Source organism: Telluria sp. ZT3P39 (assembly GCF_059685935.1).
Genome location: NZ_JCASIH010000004.1, coordinates 93,986 through 117,662, shown reverse-complemented (window position 1 = coordinate 117,662; position 23,677 = coordinate 93,986). Strand labels below are relative to the sequence as shown.

Here is a 23,677-nt window from a genome sequence, read left to right as displayed (position 1 = left end):
CCTGCTTGCGCATCGCCTTCCCCCTCACAAGATTTTGCCAGGGTTCATAATGCCGAGCGGGTCCAGTGCGGCTTTGACGGCACGCATCATGTCCAGTTCGACCGCGCTCTTGTAGCGCGCCAGCTCGTCGCGCTTGAGCGCGCCGATGCCGTGCTCGGCCGAGATCGATCCCTTGAACGCGGCGACGCTGTCGTGGACGATGCGGTTGACCGCCTCCTGGTGGGCCAGGAAGCTATCGTGGCCGATGCCCTCGGGAGGGGCGACGTTGTAGTGCAGGTTGCCGTCGCCCAAGTGCCCGAAGCACACAAGCTGGCAGCCGGGAAAGGCGGCCTGCAGCGCCGCATCGGTCTGCTCGATGAAGGCGGGAATGCGCGATACCGGCAGCGAGATATCGTGCTTGATGTTCTTGCCGGCCGCGGCCTGGGCCAGCGGGATGTGCTCGCGCAGCTTCCACAGGCCGAGCGACTGGCTGCTTGAGGTCGCCAGCACCGCATCGAGCGCGATGCCGGCGTCCAGCGCCGCGCCGATCGCGTTCTCGACCAGGTCGGCGGCGTGGTCTTGCGATTCGTTGCTGGAGAGCTCGACCAGCGCATACTGCGGATAGTGGGCGGCGAAGGGCCGGGGCAGGTCGGGGAACTGGGCGGCCACCAGGCGCAGGCAGAAATCCGACATCAGTTCGTAGCCAGTGAGCGAGGCGCCGCAGCGTTCCTGCATCAGCGCCAGCAGGCTCAGGGCCGCTTGCGGCGACTCCAGCGCCACCAGTGCGGTCAAGACCGCCTTCGGCTGCGGAAAGAGCTTGAGCACGGCGGCGGTGATGACGCCCAGGGTGCCTTCGCCTCCGATGAAGAGCTCGCGCAGCGCATAGCCGGTATTGTCCTTGCGCAGGCCGCGCAAGCCGTCCCATACCTGCCCCTGGGCGGTGACCACTTCGAGGCCGAGGCAGAGCTCGCGCATATTCCCGTAGCGCAGCACGGCGGTGCCGCCGGCATTGGTCGACAGGTTGCCGCCGATGGTGCAGCTGCCTTCGCTGGCCAGCGACAGCGGGAACAGCATGCCGGCTTCCATGGCCGCCTGCTGGATGTCGTACAGGATGCAGCCGGCTTCCACCGTCATGGTGCGGTTGAACGGATCGATGTCGCGGATGCGGTTCAGGCGCCGCAGCGAGAGCACGATGGCCTCGCCGCCGGCATCGGGCACGCTGCCCAGCACCAGGCCGGTGCGACCACCCTGGGGCACGATGGGTACGCGGGCGGCGGCGCAGGCGGCCACGACGCGGGCCACCTCGGCGGTATCGGCGGGCAGCACGACGGCGCGCGCGCGGCCGGTGAAGCGCCCGCGCCAGTCGGCCAGGTAGGGCGCCATCGCGGCCGCATCGAGCACCAGGTGGGCTGCGCCGACGATTTCCGCCAGCGCAGCCGGCAGCGGATCAGTCATGCGGTACTTTGACCTTGTCGAGCAATTCCTTCGCCAGGCGCTTGGCTTCTTTCTTGTACGGGCGCAGGAACAGCAGCGCGCAGGCGAAATACACCAGCACGAAGCAGACTTCGCCCAGCGCCATCATGCGCGAGGCGGCCAGGGTGTCGGCCCAGGCCCGCACCGCGCCTTCGGCGAAATAAATCAGGATGACCATCGACGACCATTGCAGCGTGTACAGGTCGCGCTTGATGACGCCGCGCAGCGGCAGCAGCAGCGGCAAGGCCTTGAGCGCCAGCAGCGACCCGCCCGGGCGCAGCGGCGCGACGAAGACTTCCCAGGCCACCAGCCAGCAGATCAGCCAGATCAGGCTGGCAATGGCCCCGGCGTGAAAGACTTTTGCGCTATCCATCATTGCATCCCGTGCAGTTTGACCGCGGCAGTGGCCAGGCGTTTCCCGAGCGCGACGGCAAGCACGCGCTCGTCTTCGGTGAGGCCCTTCTTGCCGTCGGCGCCGGCCCAGTGCGAGGCGCCGTAGGGGCTGCCGCCGCTGGCCGTGTTCATCAGCTCCGGGTGCGAGTAGGGCAGGCCCATCACCAGCATGCCGTGGTGGAGCAAGGGTATCATCATTGACAGCAGGGTCGATTCCTGGCCGCCGTGCAGGCTGCCGGTGGAGGTGAATACCACGGCCGGCTTGCCCGACAGCGTGCCGTTGACCCAGTCGGCGGCGGTGCCGTCGAGAAAGTATTTGACGCTGGAAGCCATGTTGCCGAAGCGGGTAGGCGAGCCCAGCGCCAGGCCGGCGCACTCATGCAGGTCGCTGAGCTCGACATACGGGGCGCCGTGGAGCGGGATGTCGGGCGCGGTGGACTCGGCCACGGTGGACACGGCCGGCACGGTGCGCAGGCGCGCCTCGGCCCCGGGCACGCTCTCGATGCCCTGTGCGACCAGTTCGGCCAGTTTGCGGGTGGCGCCGTGGCGCGAGTAGTACAACACGAGGATGGTCAGGTGGGTGGGCTTCATCATTGGTATTATAGGGCGCTTTGCTCAAATGACATGCCCCCGCGAGGGGAAATCGACACCGCTTTCTACTCACCAGATGCTTTCAAAAACCGTGCACTCGCTGTCGCGCTCCACTTCCGACATGTTCGCCCTCGGCGTGGACCGCGCCCGCTGGCTGACCCTGGGCGAGGCGCGCGACCTGGTGCGCTTCGCGCGGCGCCGCCTGCGCGAGGAAAGACTGCCCCAGGTGGCGGGCAGCCTGACCTTCACCACCACCCTGGCCCTGGTACCCCTGCTCACCATCGTGCTGGCCATCCTGACGATCTTCCCGGTCTTCGGCCAGCTGCGCAGCGCGCTCGACACCTGGTTCGTGCAAACCCTGATGCCCAAGGCGATCGCCAACACCATCAGCTACAACCTGACCCAGTTCGCCAGCAAGGCCAAGGGCCTGTCGCTGCTGGGCGCGGTGCTGCTCCTGGTGACGACCACCACGATGATGGGCATGATCGAGCGCGCATTCAACCAGATCTGGGGCGTGCGCCGCCCGCGGCCCTGGTCGCAGCGGGTGTTGGTCTACTGGGCATTGATCACGCTCGGGCCTATCCTGTTCGGGCTGTCGCTGAGCGCGACCTCACAGCTGTTTACCGCCACCGGCGGGCTGGCCAGGTCGATGCCCTTGCTGGGCACGCTGTTCTATACCCTGGTGTCGGTCTTGCTCACCACCGGCGCCTACACGCTGCTCTACATGGCGGTGCCGAACCGCCGCGTGTTCTGGCGCGACGCGCTCTGGGGCGGGCTGGCCGCAGCGCTCGCCTTCGAGCTGGCCAAGCGCCTGTTCGCGCTCTTCATCCGCCAGTTCCCGACCTATGCCCTGATCTACGGCGCACTGGCCGCGCTGCCGCTGTTCCTGCTGTGGATGTATATTTCCTGGCTGATCACCCTGGTCGGCGCCGTGCTGGCCGCCGCGCTGCCGGTGGTGAAATACGAGCGCTGGTGGTACCAGCCGGTGCCGGGCAGCGCCTTTGTCGATGCGATGGCGGTGCTCAAGGTGCTGCACGGCAGTTCTCAGGCGACCGGCACGGCCCTGGTCCCGAGCGCCGCGATCCGCGCGCACACGCGCATCGGCTACGAGGAGATGACGATGCTGCTGGAAAAAATGGTGGAAGCCGGCTGGGTCGGGCGGGTGCAAGACGAGTTGCCCTCCCACTCGCGCTTCGGTCTCGGTGCGCACGCCAAGGTCGACAACTGGGTGCTGCTGGCCGACCCTGGCACGATCCGTCTGGCCGACGTCTATCGCCTGTTCGTGTTCGATGCGGCCGGCGCGGATGGCGTCAGCCGCAACGAGCCCGTCCCGGCGGCGCCGGCCACGCCCTTGGCACTGGACACGGCAGCGCTGGCGCGCCAGGTGGAAGGGGCGGTGGAGCAGGGGCTGGAGCAGACGCTGGCGGAGCACTTCGGCCGGCCGGCGTGAAGCAGGGCCTTACCAGCTCAGCTTGCCAGTCAGCATCTGCCAGTACATCACCCAGTCGGCACGGAACGACAGCCAGGGCTGGGAGAACGAAGCCGGGCGGTTCTTCTCGTAGAAGAAATGGCCGACCCAGGCGCCGCCATAGCCGCTGACGACGGCAAACAGCAGCCACCAGGGGTTCAGGCTGTCGATGTACTGGGCGATCGAGGCGATCGCCGACGAGGTCCCGATGAAATGGGCACGGCGGCAGCGGCGGTCGGCGTGCTGGGTGAGGTAATAGGGATAGAACTCCGCAAAGCTCGCATACCGGGCCGTCATGGCGTCTCCTCGTCGGATTTACTTGATCGTGGCGGCGAACCCGGCCAGGGCGTCGAGTACCGCATCGGGCGCCTCGGACATCATCTGGTGGCCCGCGTCCACGCTGACGATTTTGCCATGTACCAGGGCGCCAGTCAGCAGTTTCGTCGAGCGCGGCGGCGTCATCATGTCTTTTTTGCCGAACACAAACAGTACCGGGCAATGCACGGCGGCGGCCGCCGTTTCTCCGCCCGCGTAGCTGTTGCAGGCCGCAAAGTCGGTATGGAACAGATGATCCGGATTGCGTGCCGACATCCGCTGCATCAACCGGCGCGCGCCGCCCATCACCGAAAAGCCCGGGCCCGGGCAGGACGGCTTGTGCGCGATCGAGGAATGCGACCAGATGTTGACCATGTCGATCGCGGCTTGTTCGTCGCTGCGCGAAGTCTCGAGCAGGGCATCCGACACCTTCATCGGGTAGGTCGTGCCCAGCAGGGCCAGGCCGACGACCAGCCCGGGTGCGCGCTGCACGGCCTCCAGTGCGATCAGCGAACCCATGCTGTGGCCGGCCAGGATGGCGCGCTGCACCCCCAGGGCCTCGAGCAGGTCGCGGACCCAGTCGGCCAGCGCTTCGACGCTTTCCAGGGCCGGACCGCTGCTGCGGCCATGGCCGGGCAGGTCGACTGCCAGCACCGAATAGCCGTGGTGTGCCATGTAGCGGCTTTGCAGCGCCCAGACCGAATGGTCGTTCTGGGCGCCGTGGATGAAGACCACCGTCGTCAAGGCGGGGTCGAAGGCCTTGCCGCCGGTATAGGCGTAAGCAGGGGCGCCATGCAGGTCGATCTGCATCTCAGGCTCCCTTCTGCGCAAGTTTCAGCGCGCGCTTGAGGTCTTCGATCAGGTCGTCCGCATCTTCCAGTCCCACCGACAGGCGCATCGTCCCCTCGGTAATGCCGGAGGCCGCCAGTTGCTCGAGCGGCACGCGGAAGTGGGTAGTGGAGGCAGGGTGGATCACCAGCGACTTCGCATCGCCCACGTTGGCCAGGTGCGAGAACACCTGCAGGCCGTCGGCGAAACGGCGGCCGGCCGCGCGGTCGCCCTTGAGATTGAAGGTGAACACGGCGCCGCAGCCCTTCGGCAGCAGTGTTTGTGCGAGCGCGTGGTCCGGATGCGATTCCAGCTCGGGATAGGAAACCGAATCGACCGCCGGATGGGATAGCAGGAACTCCACCACGCGGCGGGTATTGGCGACGTGCCGGTCCATGCGCAGGCCGAGCGTCTCGACGCCCTGCAGGATGGCGAAGGCATTGTGCGGGCTCATGGCCGCGCCGAAGTCGCGCAGGCCTTCGCGGCGTGCCCTTAGCGCGAATGGCGCCACGGTCGATTCTTCGGCGAACACCATGCCGTGGAAGCCCTCGTAGGGCTCGCACAGTTCCGGGAAGCGCCCGCTGGCCGTGTGGGCGGCATCCCAGTCGAAGGTGCCGCCGTCGACCAGCAGGCCGCCGATCGCGGTGCCGTGCCCGCACAGGAATTTGGTGGCCGAGTGGAACAGCAGGTCGGCGCCGAGATCGAACGGACGCTGCAGGTAAGGCGTGGTGAAGGTCGCGTCCACCATCAGCGGCAGGTGGTGCTCGTGCGCCAGGGCGGCGATCGACGGGATGTCCAGCACGTCCAGGCCCGGGTTGCCGAGCGTCTCGCCGAACAGCAGTTTCGTATTTGGCCGAACTGCGGCGCGCCAGGCGTCGATATCGCGCGGGTCGACGAAGGTGGTCTCGATGCCGAAGCGGCGCAGCGTGTAGTGCAGCAGGTTGTGCGAGCCGCCGTACAGCGCGGTTGACGCCACGATGTGGCTGCCGGCGCCGGCGATGGTCGCCAGGCCCAGGTGCATCGCGGCCTGGCCGCTGGCGGTGGCGATGCCGGCCACCCCGCCCTCCAGGGCCGCGATGCGTTCTTCCAGCACCGCATTGGTCGGGTTCGAAATGCGCGAGTACACATGGCCGGCGCGCTCCATGTTGAACAGCGCCGCCGCATGGTCCGAATCGCGGAAGGCGAACGACGAGGTGAAGTGGATCGGCGTGGCGCGCGCGCCGGTGGCCGGGTCGGGCGCGCTGCCTGCGTGCAGGGCCAGCGTATCGAAGCCTGGGTACTGGGGACCGCTCATGGTGAACTCATCCATCAATCGAGATGGGCGGCATCGTAGCATTGTTTTAAGTTTGCGCAACGCCTCCGGGACCCTGATTTGGTGCAATGCTGGATTTTTTGGTGGGCATCGGCTACAGTCGGCGTTATGCGTAATACAAATATTTCTGGCATTACAAACCAACCGGACGGGGTGGCCAATATGAAAGTATCCGAGATCCTGCAGGTGAAAGGCGAAATCCTCTATACGGTCACGCCCGACCAGCCGCTGGTACAGGCTGCCGCGACGATGGCGGAAAAGGACATTGGTTCGCTGGTCGTCATGGAATACGGCGACCTGGTCGGCATGCTGACCTTCCGCGAGGTGATCAAGGAGTTGAACGCCCAAGGCGGCACCCTCGGCGCCGGCACCGTGCGCAAGGTGATGGACGACAGCCCGATCACCGTCACCCCCGACACCGAAGTCAACGAGGTGCGCCGCATCATGCTGGAAAAGCATGCGCGCTACCTGCCGGTAATGAATGCCCGCACTTTGCTGGGCGTGATCTCGTTCTACGACGTGGCCAAGGCGGTGCTCGAGGCGCAGCAGTTCGAGAACCGGATGCTCAAGGCGTATATCCGGGACTGGCCGGCCGAGCAGGCGGCCGAGGATTGATTTGGCAGGGCGGGCGGGACCCGCCCACCCTACGCGGCTTCGATCAAGCCCTGGTTCCCCAGCCACTCCACCAGCGCCTCCGGGCTCAAGGGCCGCGAGAACAGGAAGCCCTGCGCCAGCGGGCAGCCCAGGCTGCGCAGGATGTGGGCCTGGCGTTCATCCTCGACACCTTCCGCGATCACCGACAGGCCCAGGTTGCGGCCCAGCTGGATCACCATTTCCGCGATGCTGCTGCCGCGCGCCGAGCCGGTAATCTCGGTGACAAAGGTGCGGTCGATCTTGAGGCGGTCCACCTGCAGCCGCTGCAGGTGCGATAGCGACGAGAACCCGGTGCCGAAATCGTCGATCGCGATCGACACCCCGGTGCGCTTGACCTGGGCCAGCTTTTCCACCAGCAGGGCCGGCTCTTCCATCGCCATCGATTCGGTGATTTCCAGTTCCACGAATTCGGCCGGCGCCCCGGTGTCGTCAAGCGCGCGGCGCAGCATCTCGACGAAATGCGGGTGGCGGAACTGCACCTGCGAGACGTTGACCGACATCGTGAACGTGCGGTAGCCGGCCGCATGCAGGCGCACGAGTTCGGCCAGGGCCTGGCGCAGCACCCATTCGCCGATGTCCACGATCAGGCCGGAATACTCGGCGATCGGGATGAAGCGGTCCGGCCCGATCAGGCGCCCGTCCTCGGTGCGCCAGCGCAGCAGCGCTTCGGCGCCGAAGGCGGCGTTGGTGGACAGGTCCACCTGCGGCTGGTAAGCGAGGAACAGTTCGCCGCGCTGGAAGCCGCTGCGCAGGGCGTGCATCATGCGCACGCGCTCGCGGATCTCGACGCCCATGCTGCGCGAAAAATAGAAGTGGCCGGCGCGCTGCTGCGACTTGGCGCGTTTCAGTGCAATGTCGGCGTCCTTGAGGGCGTCGGCGCCGCTGCCGTCGTGCTCCGCCAGGCGCACCAGGCCGAGCGTGGCGGACACCTGCACGTCCTGCCCGTCGATGTGGAAGGGCTCGCGGAACAGCGCCTGGATCGGCGCCGGCTGCACGCTGGCGGCGTCGCCCAGCACGCAGAAGATGTCGCCGCCGATGCGCGCCACCTGCAGGCCTGGCGTGGCGTCTGAGCCGAGGCGGGAGGTGAGGCGCTTGCCGACGGCGGCGAGCAGCAGGTCGCCGAAATGGTGGCCCAGCGCGTCGTTGGTCTCGGCGAAATGGTCGAGGTCCACCAGCGCCAGCGTCACCGCATCGCGTCCGGCGCCGGCGAGGAGGGCATCGAGCAGTTCGACCGCGCGCGTGCGATTCGGCAGGCCGGTGAGCTGGTCGCGGAAGGCGGCCTGGTTCAGGTGGGTGACCAGTTCGACGTTCTCCAGGCCCACGGCGACCATGCTGGCGAAGACCCCGAGCAGGCGGCGTTCGATGTCGCCCAGCAGCCGCCCGAAAGGAATGCAGGCGGCGAAATCGCGGCCTTCCTTGCCGGGAAAGTGCAGGGTCAGCCAGCCGCCGGCTTCGAACGCGCTGCGCTCGCGCAGGGTGTGCGCGGCCGCAGCCGCCAGCGCCGGGTCGCGCTGCGGGCTCAGTTCCCCGCCTTCCAGAGGGCTTTGTTCGCCGGCCGCCGCCAGCACGCGCAGCACGTCCGGCCGTGCGTGGCCGGTCTCGCGCACGCACAGCACGCCGGCGGGAGGCTGGCCGAGCAGGGTGGCCGCTTGCTGCAGCACGCCCTGGGCCACGTCGCGCACGCCCTGCAGGGCCATGAGCTGGGTGCCGGCCGACAGGATGTGCTCGAGGCCGGCGCTGCTGGCCTGGATGGCGCACAGTTGCTGGTAGGAGCGCACGGCGGCCGCCACCGCGGTGTAGAGCTTGGTACGGGTCAGTTCGGACTTGGTACGGTAATCATTGATGTCGTAGCCGCGGATCGCCTCGAGTTCAGGCGCGTAGCCGGGCTGGCCGGTGCGCAGGATGATGCGCACCTCGTGCATGCCCAGCTCCTCGCGGATCTGGCGCACCAGCTGCAGGCCGGCGTCGGGACGCTCCATCACCACGTCGAGCAGCACCACGGCGATGCCGGCTTCGCGCTCGAGCACGGCGCGCGCCTCGAAGGCGGTATAGGCATGCAGGAATTCCAGCGGGCGACCCTGCATCTCGACGTTCTTCAGCGCGAACAGCGTGGTCGAATGCACGTCGGCGTCGTCGTCGACGACCAGGATGCGCCAGGTCGGCAACTGCAGCGCTTCGCCGGACCGGGCCTGGCCGGCGGCATGGGACGCGGGCGCTTCATCGACGAAGACCAGGGTCTCGTCGTCTCGCGCATCGGCTTGGTTGCCTGGTGGCGTCATCGAGGCAGGCATGTGCTACATCTCCAGTTGAGCTGGGCTTTGATATTCCCGAGTATATATGCAATTGCCAATACAAAACCCCCGGCGCTGCCTTAAGCATAAAATATATATCCCTGCGGCAACTATTTGACGAATATCCGGCATATATGCCACAGGCCCTTCGCCGATCGCCTGATGGCGGGACTGGTAGAATGCCAATTCCACTATTTTGCATGCAGAGCAATCCATGTCCGGCAACTCCTTTGGCAAGCTGTTTTCCGTCACCACCTTCGGCGAGTCGCACGGTCCGGCCATCGGCTGCGTCATCGATGGCTGCCCGCCCGGCATGGCCTTGAGCGAAGCGGACATCCAGCCGGAGCTCGACCGCCGCAAGCCCGGCACCTCGCGCCATGTGACGCAGCGCCAGGAAGCGGACCGGGTCCAGATCCTGTCGGGGGTGTACCAGGGCGTCACCACCGGCACCCCGATCGCGCTCCTGATTCCCAACGAAGACCAGCGCAGCAAGGACTACGGCAACATCGTCGAGACCTTCCGCCCGGGCCATGCCGACTACACCTATTGGCACAAGTACGGCGTGCGTGATCCGCGCGGCGGCGGACGCTCGTCGGCGCGCCTGACCGCGCCCGTGGTCGGGGCCGGGGCAGTGGCGAAGAAATGGCTGCGCGAGCGGCACGGCACCGAATTCTTCGGCTGCATGCGGCAGTTAGGCGACATCGAGGTGCCGTTCCAGGGCTTCGAGCACGTGCACGCCAATCCCTTCTTCGCGGCGACGGCCGATGCCGACCTGTTGGCGCGCATGGAAGCGGCGATGGACGAATTGCGCCGCGCGGGCGACTCGATCGGCGCGCGCATCGACGTGGTAGCAACCGGTGTGCCGGTGGGCTGGGGCCAGCCGATCTACGACAAGCTCGATGCCGACATCGCCTACGCGATGATGGGGATCAATGCGGTCAAGGGCGTGGAGATCGGCGCCGGCTTCGCCTCCGTGGCGCAGAAGGGCTCCGAGCACGGGGACGAACTGACACCGGAGGGCTTCGTCGGGAACAATGCAGGCGGCGTGCTGGGCGGGATTTCGAGCGGCCAGGACATCACGGTCTCGATTGCGATCAAGCCGACCTCCTCGATCCGCACCCCGCGCCGCTCGATCGACAAGGACGGCAATCCGGTGATGGTCGAAACCTTCGGCCGCCACGATCCCTGCGTGGGCATCCGCGCCACGCCGATCGCCGAGGCCATGCTGGCCCTGGTGCTGATCGACCACGCGCTGATGCACCGGGCGCAGTGCGGTGACGTGAAAGTGGCAACGCCAACCCTGCGCTAGGCCGGCAATCTCGCCGGCGTCGCGTCAAACGCGGGTGGCGACCGCCTCCAGCTGATGCCGCCGCTCGACGGTGCGCACCACCAGCCCGCGCAAGTCGTTCAGCAGCGAGAATTCCGTCTGGCTCAGCACCACCGACGGGAAGCTGCCGTCCCACTCGCCGTAGATGAAGCCGGCCGGCTGCCCGTGGGCGCACAGCGGGATCACGACGAAGCACCTGGCCTCGCCCAGCGTGCCTTTCCACCAGCCCGGCAGCTTGGCCGCGAAGCGTTCGTCCTGGGCGTTCTCGATGAAGATCACGCGGTCGTTGCCCAGCGCGGCGTGGAAGACATCCGGCTCGTAGGCATCGTCGAACACCAGGTTCGGCAGCAGCGCCTTGCTGCCCTCGCCGAGGCCCAGCCGGGCCGCATACCTGGCTTCGCGGCGGTTGCGGAGAAACGCGAACGAGCGCGTAAACGACAGGCCCTTGTGCATGGTTTCCAGCGCCATCGACATCATCTGGCCAGGCGTCGCGGCCAGGCCGGCGTCGCGCATGTCGGCCACGCCACTCATCAGGACCTTGTTGCCGGCCGTGCGGCCGCGGTTTGCGGCCACCTGCTGCTCGCGTTTTTCCTGAGGCTTGGCCAGCGGTGCGATCGACAGGTCGGCCGCGGCGGTTTCGCGCGCCTTGTCGATGGCGCCGAGCAGGCTGGCCGCTTCCACGCCCAGCATCGGCGCGAAGCTCGCGGCCAGTTCGGCCACGCGGGCGGCGCCCGTGTCGTCGTCGTGCCAGAGCGCTTCGGCGGCCTGGGTCGACATGGTGCCCAGGGCCGCCAGCCAGTCGTCGTGGCCGAAGCCGTCGAAGCGCTCGCTCGGCTCGACCCGGCGCATGCCGGCCACCAGGTTGTGCGGCAGGCCCCAGTGCTCGGCGGTGGCGCGCCCGATCGCCTCCAGCGACAGGCCCAGGTGCGTCTCGGCGGCCGCTTCCTCGCGCCCGGCGCCGGCGCTCTCGCGCATCTGGCTCCAGCGCTCGGGCATGTAGAAGGTGATCATCATGCGGCCCAGCGAATGCAGGATCGAGCACACCACGGCTTCTTCCGGGTCGCGCGAGATGGCGCTGGCGGCCACCTGCTGCGCCACCATCCCGGCCAGCACCGCTTTTTCCATCTCGATGTGGGCGCTCTCGGTGTTCGGCGTGGATTTGGACAGTTCCTCGATCAGCTTCAGTCCCAGCGCCAGGTGGCCGATGGCCTCGGTGCCGAGCACCAGCACCGCCTTCGACACCGTGTTGATGCGCTGGCCGAAGGCCGAGTACATGCCGCTGTTGGCAAGGCGCAGCACCTTTTGCGTCAGGACCGGATCGGACAGCACCGTCTGGGTCATCGAGAACTCGCGTTCATCCTCGCCGCGCATGGAGGCGAGGATGGCGTTGATGGCCTTGGTGAAGCCCGGCATGTCGCCCTGGCGGCGGATGCGTTCCCACAGCAGGGAGAGGGTGGCTTCGGCCCGCGGCGGGCGATTGGTGTCGCGAGTTGTCGTCATGGTGTGCCCGTCCGTTTGTCGGCCGGCAGTAATTCGGTATAGAGATTCTCTTTCAGGGCGGCCATTGCCACATGCGCCGGCATCGGCTTGCCGGTCAGGTAGCCCTGCACGTAGTGGCAGCCCAGGTTGTCGAGCCAGGCCAGCTGCTCTTCGGTCTCGACGCCTTCCGCGACCACCGACAGGTCGAGGTGCCTGGCGATGTCGAGGACCGCGCTGCAGATCGCCCCATCCTTGTCGGCATGCGGCAAGTCCTTCACGAAGGCGCGGTCGATCTTCAGCACCGAGATCGGGAAGCGCTTGAGGTAGGCGAGCGACGAATAGCCGGTGCCGAAGTCGTCGATCGCGATGCGCGCGCCGCGCTCGGCCATCTTGCCGAGCACTGCTTCGGCGTGCACCGGATCGACCATCAGGGTGCCTTCGGTGATCTCGAGCACCAGCTGGCGGCCCGGCGTGCCCGATAGCGCGAGCGCGTCGTCGAGCACCGTGAGGAATTTGTCGCTCCTGAACTGGCGCGGGCTGATGTTGACCGAGATGTACAGCTCGCGGCCGGCCACTTCCTCGAACTGGCGGATCTGCATGCAGGCGGCCTTCAGGGCCCAGGCCCCGAGCAGGTTGATCAGGCCATTGGTTTCGGCAATCGGGATGAAGCGCACCGGCGGCACCATGCCCAGGGTCGGGTGCTTCCAGCGCATCAGGGTCTCGAAGCCTTCGATGGTGCGGCTGCGCGCGTCGACGATCGGCTGGTAGTACAGCTGGAATTCGCCTTCGCGCACCGCATTGAACATCGCCGCCTCGAGCGAGATGTCGTGCTCGGGCGGTCCCGGGTCGCTCGGGCTGTAGGTGACGGCCCTGGCCTTGCCGGTCTCCTTGGCGCGCGACATGGCGGTATCGGCCAGCGTCACCAGCCGCACTTCGTCCTCGGCATGCTCGGGATAGGTGGCGACCCCGATCGAGCCGGCGAGGTAGATCGTGTGGCCGTCGATCTCGAAGGGCGACTGCAAGGTGGCCATCAGGCGCCCGGTGACCAGCTTGATCTGGGCTTCGCCGGCGGTGCCCGGCAGGACCGCGACGAATTCGTCACCGCCGACCCGCGCCAGGGTATCGCTGTCGCGCAGAGTGCGGCGCAGGCGGCTGGCGGCCATGCGCAGCACGGCGTCGCCGACGCCGTGGCCGAGGCCGTCGTTGACCTTCTTGAAGCCGTCCAGGCCGATGGTGGCGACCGAAAAGCCCTGGCCCGAGCGGCGCGCATTGGCGATGACCATGCGGATGCGGTCCGACAGCAGCACCCGGTTGGGCAGCTCGGTGAGGGCGTCGTGGGTCGCCATGTGGCGCAGCCGTTCTTCGGTCGCGTGCTGGGCCGACATGTCGCGGCCCACCACCAGCAGCGGGGCATCGTCGCCGCTCGGGATCAGGGCAATGCGCAGTTCGAACCAGAGATCGCGCTCGCCGCAGCGAAAGCGCGCCTCGACCACCTCCGGCGCACCGCTGGCGCCGGCGCTGGCCAGAGCGTCGCGCAGCGCCGCCTGGTCGACGTCATGCACCAGCGACACCAGCGAACCGCTGCCCGACTCGACGCCGGCGAAGGTCTGCGCACGGCGGCTCGCGGCGCGCAGCTGGCCGCCGAGCGTGACGCGGAATACGGCGTCGCCGGCCGCTTCCAGCAAGCTGTCGAGCAAGCCCGGCGCCGGGCGGCGCGGGTCTGGCGAGTGTGGCTGGTTCGCAGCGATGGAACTGGTGTGCATTCTTAGGGTTCTGCCTTGGATTCTGCCTGTTTGTTGCCGGCCGGCGCATCCGTGCGCGCCTTGCGCCAGCCTTGTGTAAACCATGCAAGTCTATCAAACCAACGGCAACTGGTGCATTGAAAGATTCCAAAAGGCACTAAATAACACAATGGCCCGACGCGCCCGGTCGATCCTTGCGCTGGCGCAGCCGCTTGTGTTGATGTGTCCTTTGCGCTAGCGTACTTGTTGCGTAGTTGTTGCATAGACAAGCATACTGGCATCTGCCATTGTCGCTGATCCTTGCAAGAAAGCAAATTATTGGTGACGAGGGCATGCTGTTCTGATGCTGAGCTGCAACATAATCTGACGAGAGGCGCAAGAAATGAATGCTTTCGATACCCACGAGGTCCTGAATCAGGCCGCAGCCTTCGCGGACGTCAACCTGTTCGGCTGCGACCCGGCGCTGCGCGAGGCGCTCGAGCGCGAAGGCGGCGGCTGGGCCGCGCCCCAGCTCGAGGCGCTCGGCGCCACGCTCGGCCGCGCCGACATCCTCGACCTGGCGCGCCAGGCCAATGCGGCGGGGCCGCGCCTGGTCAGCTTCGACCGCGCCGGCCGGCGGGTCGACGAGATCGAATTCCACCCATCCTGGCACACCCTGATGGCCCTGATGATCGGGGCGGGCGCCCATTCGAGCCCGTGGCAGGACCCGCGCCCCGGCGCCCAGGTGGCGCGCGCGGCCCAGTACCTGCTGTTCGGCCAGGTCGAGAACGGCGCCCAGTGTCCGGTGACGATGACCTTTGCCTCGGTCCCGGCCCTGCGCCGCCACCCGGTGCTGGCGGACGAATGGCTGCCCAAGGTGCTGTCGAACGAATACGACCCGCGCTCGCTGCCGGTCGCGCAAAAGCGCGGCGCCCTGATCGGCATGGGCATGACCGAGAAGCAGGGCGGCAGCGACGTACGCGCCAACACCACCCGGGCGAGCCCGATACTGCCGTCCGATGCTCGGGAGCGTTTCGGCGCGGCGGGCGAGGGCGCCTGCCGTATCGTCGGCCACAAATGGTTCTTCTCGGTGCCGCAGTCGGACGCGCACCTGATCCTGGCCCAGCTGACTGATGCCGGCGGCAGCGGGCTGTCCTGCTTCTTCGTGCCGAGGTTCCTTCCCGACGGCAGCCGCAACGCGATCCGCGTGCAGCGCCTGAAGGACAAGCTGGGCAACCGCTCCAATGCCTCGTCGGAAGTCGAGTTCCAGGACGCGGTGGGCTGGATGATCGGCGCGCCGGGGCGGGGCATCCCGACCATCCTCGAGATGGGCGGCTACACCCGGCTCGACTGCGTGCTGGGCAGCGCCGCCATCATGCGCGCGGCGCTGTGCCACGCGCTGCACCACGCGCGCGGGCGCAGCGCCTTTGGGCGGGTGCTGGCCGAGCAGCCCCTGATGCAGAACGTGCTGACCGACCTCGCGCTCGAATCCGAAGCCGCGACCGCGTTCGCGCTGCGCCTGGCGCGCTGCTTCGACGCTGGCGACGACCCGGTCCAGGCGCTGCTGGGGCGCATCCTGACGGCGGCGGGAAAATACTGGATCTGCAAGCGCGGCCCCGCTTTTGGCGCCGAGGCGATGGAAGTCATGGGCGGCAACGGCTATGTCGAGGATGGGCCGCTCGCGCGCCTGTACCGCGAGTTTCCCGTCAATTCGATCTGGGAGGGTTCGGGCAATGTGATGTGCCTGGACCTGCTGCGCGCACTCGGCAAGTCGCTGCCGGAGGCGCAGGAGGCCCTGGCCCGGGAATGGACGCCGGCCTACGGCCTGGACGCGCGCTTCGCCGACTGCGCGGCGCGCCTTCTGGAAGAACTGCCCGTGCTGGTGCAGGAGGAGGGCGGCGCCCGCCTGCTGGCCGAGCGCATCGTCCTGGCGGTGCAGGGCGCGCTGCTGCTGCGCCATGCCCCAGGCTTCGTGTCAAGCGCGTTCGTCGCCTCGCGCATCGCCGCGGCGCCGGGAGGCGCGTTCGGGCGGCTGCCGGCGCACACCGATTGCGCGGCGATCCTGGCGCGGGCGCTCGTGACCTAGGATTCGAGAAAAGCTTCGGCTTTCTTGTCGAAATGTGCAGAAAAAAAGGACAAACCGGCGCGTGACTGGGATAATGCCGGTCTACCGCACCACACCCATTGCCTTGATACCGACCATGAAACAAGACCCGCGTTTTCCCAATCTCTTCATCCTGAACCACCCGCTCATCCAGCACAAGCTGTCGCACATGCGCGAGCACGACACCTCGACGCGTACCTTCCGCGAGCTGCTGCGCGAGATCACGCTGCTGATGGGGTATGAGATCACGCGCGACCTGCCGCTGACCACGCGCCCGGTGCGGACCCCGCTGGTGACGATCGACGCGCCCGTCATCGCGGGCAAGAAGCTGGCCATCGTGCCGATCCTGCGCGCCGGCATCGGCATGAGCGACGGCCTGCTGGAACTGGTGCCGTCGGCGCGCGTCGGCCACATCGGCGTCTATCGCGACCCGGACACCCACGAGCCGGTCGAATATCTGGTGCGCCTGCCGGACACCAACGAGCGCACCTTCATCCTGTGCGACCCGATGGTCGCCACCGGCAATTCGGCGGTGCACGCGGTCGACGTGCTGAAAAAACGCGGCGTGCCGAGCGAGCACATCATGTTCCTGGCCCTGGTGGCCGCGCCGGAAGGCATCGAGGTGTTCCAGAAGTCGCACCCGGACGTGAAGGTCTACGTTGCCTCGCTCGACTCTCACCTGAATGCCGACGCCTACATCGTGCCGGGCCTGGGCGATGCGGGCGACCGCATCTTCGGCACCAAATAAGCATGCACGCGGCCGACAAGGGATTCTTCTCGCGACTGGCGTCCTTCAACGACAGCTTCGCCAGCAAGTTGCCCGCCACGCTCGAGCGCATGGCGGCGGTTGCGGCCAGCCTCGACCCGCGCGAGCCGGCGGTCGCCGCCGACGAATTGCAGGCCATGCTGCACACGGTGGCGGGTTCGGCCGCCACCTTCGGCTACCGCGGTCTGGGTCACCACGCGCGCGCGCTCGAACAGCGCCTGCGGGTCCTGATGACCTTCGACGCCGTCGCCGCCAGCGATTGGGCCAGATGGACAGCGGAGCTGGAACAGTTCGTCGAAGCAGGACGCCGCGATCCGCGCGGATTCAACTGATTACTGCCTCCATTGTGCCAGCGGCATAATGCCCTAGCGCAATAAGCCAATGATGGAAGGTTTGATATCGCGCAAACTTGGCTTCACTCATTGCCCTATATTTTCTGTACTACCGAAAGCAAAGCGCGACCGTAAAAGTTGAAGTAAGGAATTTTTATCGAGATTTTGCGAGCGCGAGAATTTTTATTTTGCAGACATGGTTTTTATTTGTTTTTATTCGGTATAATACGGGATCGTTGGGTTGTAGGTAGTAGTGCAGTCTGTCTGTCATTCCTTTCTTGCTTCTTCAAACGATCTTAAACGGGCGCAAGCCCAACTTAACTGAAATAGGAAATTGTAATGGCAACTGGCATCGTAAAATGGTTCAATGATTCGAAGGGTTTTGGCTTCATCACCCCTGATGAAGGCGGCGAAGATCTGTTCGCTCACTTCTCGGCGATCCAAAGCAATGGCTTCAAGTCGCTGCAAGAGAACCAGCGCGTTTCGTTCGATGTGACCACTGGCCCTAAGGGCAAGCAGGCCGCGAACATTCAGCCGCTGTAATCGCCCTCCAGCGATAGCAAAAATCCCCGGACTGCCGGGGATTTTTTTCGTCTGATGGTTCGTGGTGAGGGTGATTCTCGTAGGGCGGGCGGGTCTCCCGCCCGCGCGTGCAAATCACGGTGATGTTGACGCGGCGTGGCTTGCATGTGTACCTTGCCCACCCTACGAGGTGCTGACGGATCGAACGGTGCGGCCATGCGTACCACGAGATGACTGCGCCCGCCTACCGCACCTGCCAATACTCCGGCTGCGCATAACTCCTCCGCAAGAAATCCACGAAGGCCCGTATCCGCAGCGGCAAATGCTGCCGCTGAGCGAACACCGCATGGATGTCGTTGCCCGGCGCCGCGAACTCGTCCAGCACGGTGCACAGCTCGCCCGCCGCGATCTGCGCGCCCACTTCCCACATCGAGCGCCAGGCCAGGCCCTTGCCGGCCAGCGCCCAGGCGTGCAGCACCGCGCCGTCATTGCACTCCATGTTGCCGGCCACCTTGAGCGCCACCGGCTTGCCGTTATCGAGGAAGGTCCAGCCGCGCTGGCTGCCCTGGCTGCTGATCGCCAGGCAGTTGTGCCTGGCCAGGTCGGCCAGGACCTGCGGCCTGCCGTGCCGCTTCAGGTAGGCGGGCGAGCCCACCACCACGCGGTGGTTGTCGGCCAGCTTGGTGCCGACCAATGTCGAGTCGCTCAAGCTGGCGATCCGGATCGCCACGTCCACCCCTTCGCCGACCACGTCGACCAGCCGGTCGGTCAGGTTCAGGTTGACCGTCACTTCGCGGTGCTCGGCGAGGAAGGAGGGCAGCAGCGGCGCCACGTGCTGGCGCCCGAATCCGGCCGGCGCCGACACCAGCAAATGCCCGCTCGCGCGCACGCTGCGCTCGGCCGCGGCGGCTTCGGCAGCTTCGAGTTCGGCCAGGATGCGCTGGCAATCTTCCAGGAAGGCCGCGCCCTCGTCGGTCAGCACCAGACGGCGCGTGGTCCGTTGCAACAGCTTCACGCCCAGGCGGCTTTCCAGTGCGTCGAGCCGGCGGCCGATCATGGCCGGCGCAATGCCTTCAGCGCGCGCCGCGGCCGACAGGCTGCCGCGCGCCACCACTTCCACAAACGTGGAAATCTGCCTGAACTTGCCCATCCATCCTCCTGATTTGATACAAAAACGCACAGATGTAGTGAGAAAATGTATCGTTTAGCTATCTTCAAGTGAATATACTTGATGCTTGGACAAACGCCAAGACGCGGCCAACACCGCTCGGCGGACAGGTTTCTACTTCTACTGGAGAATGCGCAATGACGATCGCCACCCCCGCCGGCATGCAAATCACGGGCGCCATCAAGCCCGGCTACGAACAGGTGTTGACGCCGGAAGCACTTGCCCTCGTCGCAAAACTGACGCGCGCCTTCGAGCCGCGGCGCCAGGAATTGCTCGCTGCCCGCGCCGAGCGCGCACGGCGCCTCGATGCGGGCGAACGCCCCGACTTCCTGCCCGAGACAGCGCACATCCGCAGCGGTGACTGGAAGATCGCGCCGATCCCGAAAGCCCTCGAATGCCGCCGCGTGGAGATCACCGGCCCGGTCGAGCGCAAGATGGTGATCAATGCGCTGAACTCGGGCGCGGACAGCTACATGACCGACTTCGAGGATTCGAATACGCCGAACTGGGACAACCAGATCACCGGCCAGATCAACATGGTCGACGCGGTGCGCCAGACCATCTCGCTCGAGCAGAACGGAAAAAGCTACAAGCTGAACGACAAGGTCGCGACCCTGGTGGTGCGTCCGCGCGGCTGGCACCTGGACGAAAAGCACGTGCTCGTCGACGGCAAGCGCGTCTCCGGCGGCATCTTCGACTTCGCGCTGTTCATGGTGCACAACGCGAAGGAGCAGCTGGCGCGCGGCGCCGGGCCTTACTTCTACCTGCCGAAGATGGAGTCGCACCTGGAAGCGCGCCTGTGGAACGACATCTTCGTCATGACCCAGGAAGAACTCGGCCTCCCGCGCGGGACCATCAAGGCGACCGTGCTGATCGAAACCATCCTGGCCGCCTTCGAGATGGACGAGATCCTGTACGAACTGCGCGAGCACAGCGCCGGCCTGAACGCGGGCCGCTGGGACTACATCTTCTCGTGCATCAAGAAGTTCAAGCTGGACAAGAACTTCTGCCTGGCCGACCGCGCCAAGGTGACGATGACCGCGCCCTTCATGCGCGCCTATGCGCTGCTGCTGCTCCAGACCTGCCACAAGCGTGGCGCCCCGGCCATCGGCGGCATGGCGGCCCTCATCCCGATCAAGAACGATCCGGAGAAGAACGAGGTCGCGATGGGTGGCGTGCGCAACGACAAGGCGCGCGATGCGACGGACGGCTACGACGGCGGCTGGGTCGCCCACCCGGGCCTGGTCGAGCTGGCCATGACGGAGTTCACCAAGGTGCTGGGCGACAAGCCCAACCAGATCGACAAGCAGCGCCCGGATATCCAGGTCACTGCTGCCGACCTGCTCGATTTCAAGCCGGAAGCGCCGATCACCGAAGCCGGCCTGCGCTATAACATCAATGTCGGCATCCATTATCTCGGCGCCTGGCTCGCCGGTAACGGCTGCGTGCCGATCCATAACCTGATGGAAGACGCGGCCACCGCCGAGATCAGCCGCTCGCAGGTATGGCAGTGGATCCGCTCGACCAAAGGCGTGCTCGAAGACGGGCGCAAAGTGACTGCCGAGATGGTGCGCGCGATGATTCCGGAAGAGCTCGCGAAGGTGAAGCTCGACGCGGCCAATGGCGATAACCCGAGCTATGCGCGGGCGGCGGAGATCTTCGAGCAGATGTCGACGTCGGAAACGTTTGCGGAGTTCCTGACCTTGCCGCTGTACGAAGAGATTTAGCAGGATCGTAGTGTGGGCGGCTTGTGGTCTGGTCCACTGGACCAGACCACCCCGCGCGTTCAAATGCCGTCGGAATAGCCGCGCCGTGATTTGATTAGTGCAGTTGAACGCGCGGGCGGGAGACCCGCCCACCCTACGTTAAAACACGTTCTTCCATTCTCTCAGCGCCGCAAATGCCTGTACGGGGGACGCATCCGGAGCCAGCCGCCCCGCATCCACCAGACTCTGCACCACCCCCGGCTCGGTATACCGCAGGAACGGATTCGTGCCTTTCTCCAGCCCGATCGTCGACGGCACCGTGGGCAGCCTGGTCCCGCGCCTGGCCGTCGCGTCCTGCATGCGCAGCGCCAGTCCCTGGTTGCCCGGCTCGACCGCTTGCGCGAACTTCAGGTTCGCCACCGTGTACTCGTGCGCGCAATAGACGAGCGTATCGTCCGGCAGCGCCGCCAGCTTGGCCAGCGACTGGGCCATCTGCGCCGGCGTGCCTTCGAACAGCCGGCCGCAGCCGCCCGCGAACAGGGTGTCGCCGCAGAACAGCCAGTTCGCGCCGGGTGCACGCCGCACGTAGGCGATATGCCCCCGGGTATGCCCCGGCACCTCGAGCACATCGAGCTCCAGGTCGAGGCCCGCTACCTTGATGTGGTCGCCTTCGCCGTGCGCCTCGGTCACAAAGGCGATCCCGTCGTTGCGCGGCCCGTAGACCGGCACCGGCCACTCGGCCAGCAGGCTGGAAACACCACCAATGTGGTCAGCATGGTGATGGGTGAGTAAAATGGCGGTAAGGGACAGCGCGTGCGCGGCCAGGGCTTCACGGATCGGTCCGGCATCGCCCGGGTCGACCACGGCCGCGTGGACGCCGTCGTGGATGATCCACAGGTAGTTGTCGTTGAAGGCGGGAACGGTCAGGACCGCCAGGTCCGGGTGTGATGTGGTCGTCATAGGCAGTAAACCAAAGGAGTGGCATGGACAGCGCAGTATCCGAGAAATCCATTATAGCGCTCGACCACTGGCTGCAATCGCCCGCGGGCGCCTACGTGCGCGCCTTCGAGCAGGCCTGCCTCGACGAGCTCACCGCGGACATCTTCGGCTTCAATGCGCTGCAGGTCGGTGTGCCCCAGCTCGACGCGCTCGCCGCCAACCGGATGCCGAACAAATGGCAGGCCGCGACCCGCACCTCCACCAGCGATGAGCTGGCCTTTGCCGCCGGCGGCAGGCAGATTGCCGTCGCGCTCGACTTCACCGAGCTGCCCTTCGCCTCGCACAGCATCGACCTGGTGGTGCTGCCGCACGTGCTCGAGTTCGCCACTGAACCGCACCAGGTGCTGCGCGAAGTCGAGCGTGTCCTGATTCCGGAAGGGCAGGTGATCATCTGCGGCTTCAACCCGGCCAGCCTGTGGGGCATGCGCCAGGGCGTGGGGAGGGTGACGAATAACGGCTATTTGCCGGCGTCCGGAGAATTCATTTCTTTGCCGCGCCTGAAAGACTGGCTAAAATTGCTCAATCTCGGCGAAACGCGCAGCCATTTCGGCTGCTACGCGCCGCCGTGCCGGACAGCCCACTGGCTGAACCGGTTCGCCATGATGGAAACGGCGGGACAACGCTGGTGGCCCTACCTCGGCGCCGTCTACGTGGTCCACGCCATCAAGCGGGTCAAGGGCATGCACATCATCGGACCTGCATGGAACAAGAAAACGAGCAAACGGCCGCAAGCAGTACCGGCGGCGAACAGAGAATGAGTCACATGCAAGAAACTGAAGCAACGCCAGGGGCGACCAAGGTCGACATCTTCACCGACGGCGCCTGCAAGGGCAATCCGGGCACGGGCGGCTGGGGCGCGCTGCTGGTCGCGGGCGGCCACGAAAAGGAAATTTTCGGCGGCGAGCCGAACACCACCAACAACCGCATGGAATTGCGCGCCGTGATCGAGGCGCTGGGCGTGCTCAACCGCCCGTGCGAAGTCGTGCTGCACACCGACAGCCAGTACGTCCAGAAGGGCATCTCCGAATGGATCCACGGCTGGAAGGCGCGCGGCTGGAAAACCGCGGCGAAAGAACCGGTCAAGAACGACGACCTCTGGAAAGCGCTCGACCTGGCACAACAGCAGCACGCCGTCGAATGGCGCTGGGTGCGCAGCCACAACGGCCACCCTGGCAACGAACGGGCCGACGTGCTGGCCAACCGCGGCGCGGCATCGGTACGGCGTTAAGGCGAGCTTGGGGCAGGCGCCGGCTGTTATACTGGCGCCCGCCTGCATGACCGTTTATTCATGTTTCACCCTTCTTACCTACCGCCCATGCGCCAGATCGTCCTCGACACCGAAACCACCGGCCTGAATCCCAGAACGGGCGACCGCGTCATCGAGGTCGGCTGCGTTGAAATCTTCAACCGCAAGCTGACCGGAAATAACTTCCACCGTTATATCAACCCGGAACGCGACTCGGACGAGGCCGCGCTGGCGGTCCACGGACTGACCACCGAATTCCTGCGCGACAAGCCGAAATTCCACGAGATCGCCGAGGAATTGCGCGAATTCGTGCAGGGCGCGCAAGTGATCATCCATAACGCCCCCTTCGACCTGGGCTTCCTCAACGCCGAGTACACGCGCCTGGGCCTGCCGCCGTTTTCCACCTATTGCGCGGGCGTGATCGATACCCTGGTGCAGGCCAAGGAACTCCATCCGGGCAAGCGCAATTCGCTGGACGCGCTGTGCGACCGCTACGAAGTCTCGAACGCCCACCGCAAGCTGCACGGCGCGCTGCTGGACTCGGAACTGCTGGCCGACGTCTACCTGTCGATGACGCGCGGGCAGAATTCGCTGACGATGGATGTCGCGGCCGAACTCGACGCCGGCGGCGAGCTGGTCGAAGCCGGCCCGCTGGGCGAGATCATCGTGGTGGCGGCAAGCAGCGACGAGCAGGCCGCGCACGAACTGGTGCTGGCCGGCCTCGACAAGAACGTAAAAGGCAGCTGCATCTGGCGCAATTATTCTCCGCAGGGGTGACGGCGGCCTGATTCTGTGCCATAATACGCCTCGTTTTGGGAGGTTAGCTCAGGGGTAGAGCACTGCATTCACACTGCAGGGGTCGCAAGTTCGAAACTTGCACTTCCCACCAGAATTCGGCATGTCGATTCATCCGGTCCAGTTTGGCCCGAATCGACGGCAAGATCAAGAAGCGTTGCACGCGAAAGCGGAGCAGCGCTTTTTGCATTTCGGGGCGCGGCGGCGG

22 protein-coding genes and 1 tRNA gene are annotated in these 23,677 nt (G+C 66.2%); 12 read left to right on the top strand and 11 right to left on the bottom strand.

From position 1 onward, the window contains the following. Positions 1-24: 24 nt before the first annotated feature. Genes AC56LR_RS06215 through wrbA form a run of 3 tightly spaced genes read right to left on the bottom strand, consistent with a single transcriptional unit; the run spans position 25 to position 2,436 of the window. Positions 25-1,434 (bottom strand): FAD-binding oxidoreductase, encoded by a 1,410-nt coding sequence (locus AC56LR_RS06215; protein ID WP_497128650.1) that lies wholly within the window; start codon positions 1,432-1,434, stop codon positions 25-27. After that, positions 1,427-1,828: a DUF2069 domain-containing protein gene (locus AC56LR_RS06210; protein WP_497128649.1), complete on the bottom strand. Its 402-nt coding sequence runs from the start codon at positions 1,826-1,828 to the stop codon at positions 1,427-1,429. Before AC56LR_RS06210 ends, AC56LR_RS06215 begins: the two co-directional genes overlap by 8 nt. Further along, the gene (gene wrbA / locus AC56LR_RS06205; RefSeq protein ID WP_497128958.1) at positions 1,825-2,436 is read right to left on the bottom strand and encodes an NAD(P)H:quinone oxidoreductase; all 612 of its coding nucleotides are present in this window, start codon (positions 2,434-2,436) and stop codon (positions 1,825-1,827) included. The genes AC56LR_RS06210 and wrbA overlap by 4 nt, the downstream gene beginning before the upstream one ends. 76 nt (positions 2,437-2,512) lie before the next feature. On the opposite strand from wrbA, the gene AC56LR_RS06200 reads away from it, so the two are divergent. Beyond that, complete coding sequence (locus tag AC56LR_RS06200) at positions 2,513-3,886, top strand: YihY family inner membrane protein (protein ID WP_497128647.1); 1,374 nt, start codon at positions 2,513-2,515, stop codon at positions 3,884-3,886. Between the two features lie 9 nt (positions 3,887-3,895). Here AC56LR_RS06200 and AC56LR_RS06195 read toward each other — a convergent pair whose 3' ends face one another. From AC56LR_RS06195 to AC56LR_RS06185, 3 genes are read right to left on the bottom strand one after another with little or no spacing between them, the layout of a single operon-like run. After that, positions 3,896-4,201, bottom strand: coding sequence for an Mpo1-like protein (locus AC56LR_RS06195; RefSeq protein ID WP_497128645.1), 306 nt, complete (start codon positions 4,199-4,201; stop codon positions 3,896-3,898). An 18-nt stretch (positions 4,202-4,219) separates the two neighbouring features. Beyond that, positions 4,220-5,029: an alpha/beta fold hydrolase gene (locus AC56LR_RS06190; protein ID WP_497128643.1), complete on the bottom strand. Its 810-nt coding sequence runs from the start codon at positions 5,027-5,029 to the stop codon at positions 4,220-4,222. 1 nt (position 5,030) lies between these two features. Beyond that, positions 5,031-6,341, bottom strand: coding sequence for an O-acetylhomoserine aminocarboxypropyltransferase (locus AC56LR_RS06185; protein ID WP_497128641.1), 1,311 nt, complete (start codon positions 6,339-6,341; stop codon positions 5,031-5,033). A gap of 180 nt (positions 6,342-6,521) precedes the next feature. On the opposite strand from AC56LR_RS06185, the gene AC56LR_RS06180 reads away from it, so the two are divergent. Then, positions 6,522-6,974: a CBS domain-containing protein gene (locus tag AC56LR_RS06180; protein WP_497128639.1), complete on the top strand. Its 453-nt coding sequence runs from the start codon at positions 6,522-6,524 to the stop codon at positions 6,972-6,974. A gap of 29 nt (positions 6,975-7,003) precedes the next feature. On the opposite strand, the gene AC56LR_RS06175 is transcribed toward AC56LR_RS06180, so the two are convergent. Then, a complete protein-coding gene (locus AC56LR_RS06175) occupies positions 7,004-9,304 on the bottom strand; it encodes a GGDEF/EAL domain-containing response regulator (protein WP_497128637.1) in 2,301 nt (766 codons plus the stop codon). 214 nt (positions 9,305-9,518) lie between these two features. Between AC56LR_RS06175 and aroC the strand changes: the two genes are divergently transcribed. Continuing rightward, on the top strand, positions 9,519-10,613 hold the full coding sequence (gene aroC / locus AC56LR_RS06170) for a chorismate synthase (RefSeq protein WP_497128635.1): 1,095 nt from the start codon (positions 9,519-9,521) through the stop codon (positions 10,611-10,613). A 24-nt stretch (positions 10,614-10,637) separates the two neighbouring features. Here the strand turns inward: aroC and AC56LR_RS06165 are convergent, their stop codons facing one another. Further along, a complete protein-coding gene (locus tag AC56LR_RS06165; protein ID WP_497128633.1) occupies positions 10,638-12,131 on the bottom strand; it encodes an HDOD domain-containing protein in 1,494 nt (497 codons plus the stop codon). After that, positions 12,128-13,873 carry a putative bifunctional diguanylate cyclase/phosphodiesterase gene (locus AC56LR_RS06160; RefSeq protein WP_497128630.1) on the bottom strand — a complete coding sequence of 582 codons (1,746 nt, stop codon included), beginning with the start codon at positions 13,871-13,873 and terminating at the stop codon, positions 12,128-12,130. Before AC56LR_RS06160 ends, AC56LR_RS06165 begins: the two co-directional genes overlap by 4 nt. Positions 13,874-14,234: 361 nt before the next feature. On the opposite strand from AC56LR_RS06160, the gene AC56LR_RS06155 reads away from it, so the two are divergent. The 4 genes from AC56LR_RS06155 (at position 14,235) to AC56LR_RS06140 (ending at position 17,576) form a co-directional block, all read left to right on the top strand. Further along, positions 14,235-15,917, top strand: coding sequence for an isovaleryl-CoA dehydrogenase (locus tag AC56LR_RS06155; protein WP_497128627.1), 1,683 nt, complete (start codon positions 14,235-14,237; stop codon positions 15,915-15,917). Positions 15,918-16,032: 115 nt separating this feature from the next. Beyond that, positions 16,033-16,683 (top strand): uracil phosphoribosyltransferase, encoded by a 651-nt coding sequence (upp, locus tag AC56LR_RS06150; protein WP_497128624.1) that lies wholly within the window; start codon positions 16,033-16,035, stop codon positions 16,681-16,683. A 2-nt stretch (positions 16,684-16,685) separates the two neighbouring features. Then, positions 16,686-17,033: an Hpt domain-containing protein gene (locus AC56LR_RS06145; RefSeq protein WP_497128621.1), complete on the top strand. Its 348-nt coding sequence runs from the start codon at positions 16,686-16,688 to the stop codon at positions 17,031-17,033. 339 nt (positions 17,034-17,372) lie between these two features. Beyond that, on the top strand, positions 17,373-17,576 hold the full coding sequence (locus AC56LR_RS06140) for a cold-shock protein (protein WP_027867533.1): 204 nt from the start codon (positions 17,373-17,375) through the stop codon (positions 17,574-17,576). A 223-nt stretch (positions 17,577-17,799) separates the two neighbouring features. On the opposite strand, the gene AC56LR_RS06135 is transcribed toward AC56LR_RS06140, so the two are convergent. Beyond that, complete coding sequence (locus AC56LR_RS06135; RefSeq protein WP_497128617.1) at positions 17,800-18,705, bottom strand: LysR family transcriptional regulator; 906 nt, start codon at positions 18,703-18,705, stop codon at positions 17,800-17,802. A 155-nt stretch (positions 18,706-18,860) separates the two neighbouring features. Between AC56LR_RS06135 and aceB the strand changes: the two genes are divergently transcribed. Continuing rightward, positions 18,861-20,450, top strand: coding sequence for a malate synthase A (gene aceB / locus AC56LR_RS06130; protein ID WP_497128614.1), 1,590 nt, complete (start codon positions 18,861-18,863; stop codon positions 20,448-20,450). 138 nt (positions 20,451-20,588) lie between these two features. On the opposite strand, the gene gloB is transcribed toward aceB, so the two are convergent. Continuing rightward, positions 20,589-21,389, bottom strand: coding sequence for a hydroxyacylglutathione hydrolase (gene gloB, locus AC56LR_RS06125; RefSeq protein WP_497128611.1), 801 nt, complete (start codon positions 21,387-21,389; stop codon positions 20,589-20,591). Between the two features lie 23 nt (positions 21,390-21,412). On the opposite strand from gloB, the gene AC56LR_RS06120 reads away from it, so the two are divergent. The 4 genes from AC56LR_RS06120 to AC56LR_RS06105 all read left to right on the top strand — a co-directional run bounded on the left by AC56LR_RS06120 (position 21,413) and on the right by AC56LR_RS06105 (position 23,563). Then, positions 21,413-22,186, top strand: a complete 774-nt coding sequence (locus AC56LR_RS06120; protein ID WP_497128608.1) for a class I SAM-dependent methyltransferase — start codon at positions 21,413-21,415, stop codon at positions 22,184-22,186. A gap of 5 nt (positions 22,187-22,191) precedes the next feature. Next, entirely contained in the window at positions 22,192-22,656 is a 465-nt protein-coding gene (rnhA, locus tag AC56LR_RS06115) for a ribonuclease HI (protein WP_497128604.1), read from the top strand. An 87-nt stretch (positions 22,657-22,743) separates the two neighbouring features. After that, positions 22,744-23,451, top strand: a complete 708-nt coding sequence (dnaQ, locus tag AC56LR_RS06110; RefSeq protein WP_497128601.1) for a DNA polymerase III subunit epsilon — start codon at positions 22,744-22,746, stop codon at positions 23,449-23,451. Positions 23,452-23,488: 37 nt separating this feature from the next. Next, a tRNA-Val gene (locus AC56LR_RS06105) sits at positions 23,489-23,563 on the top strand. Positions 23,564-23,677: the final 114 nt, after the last annotated feature.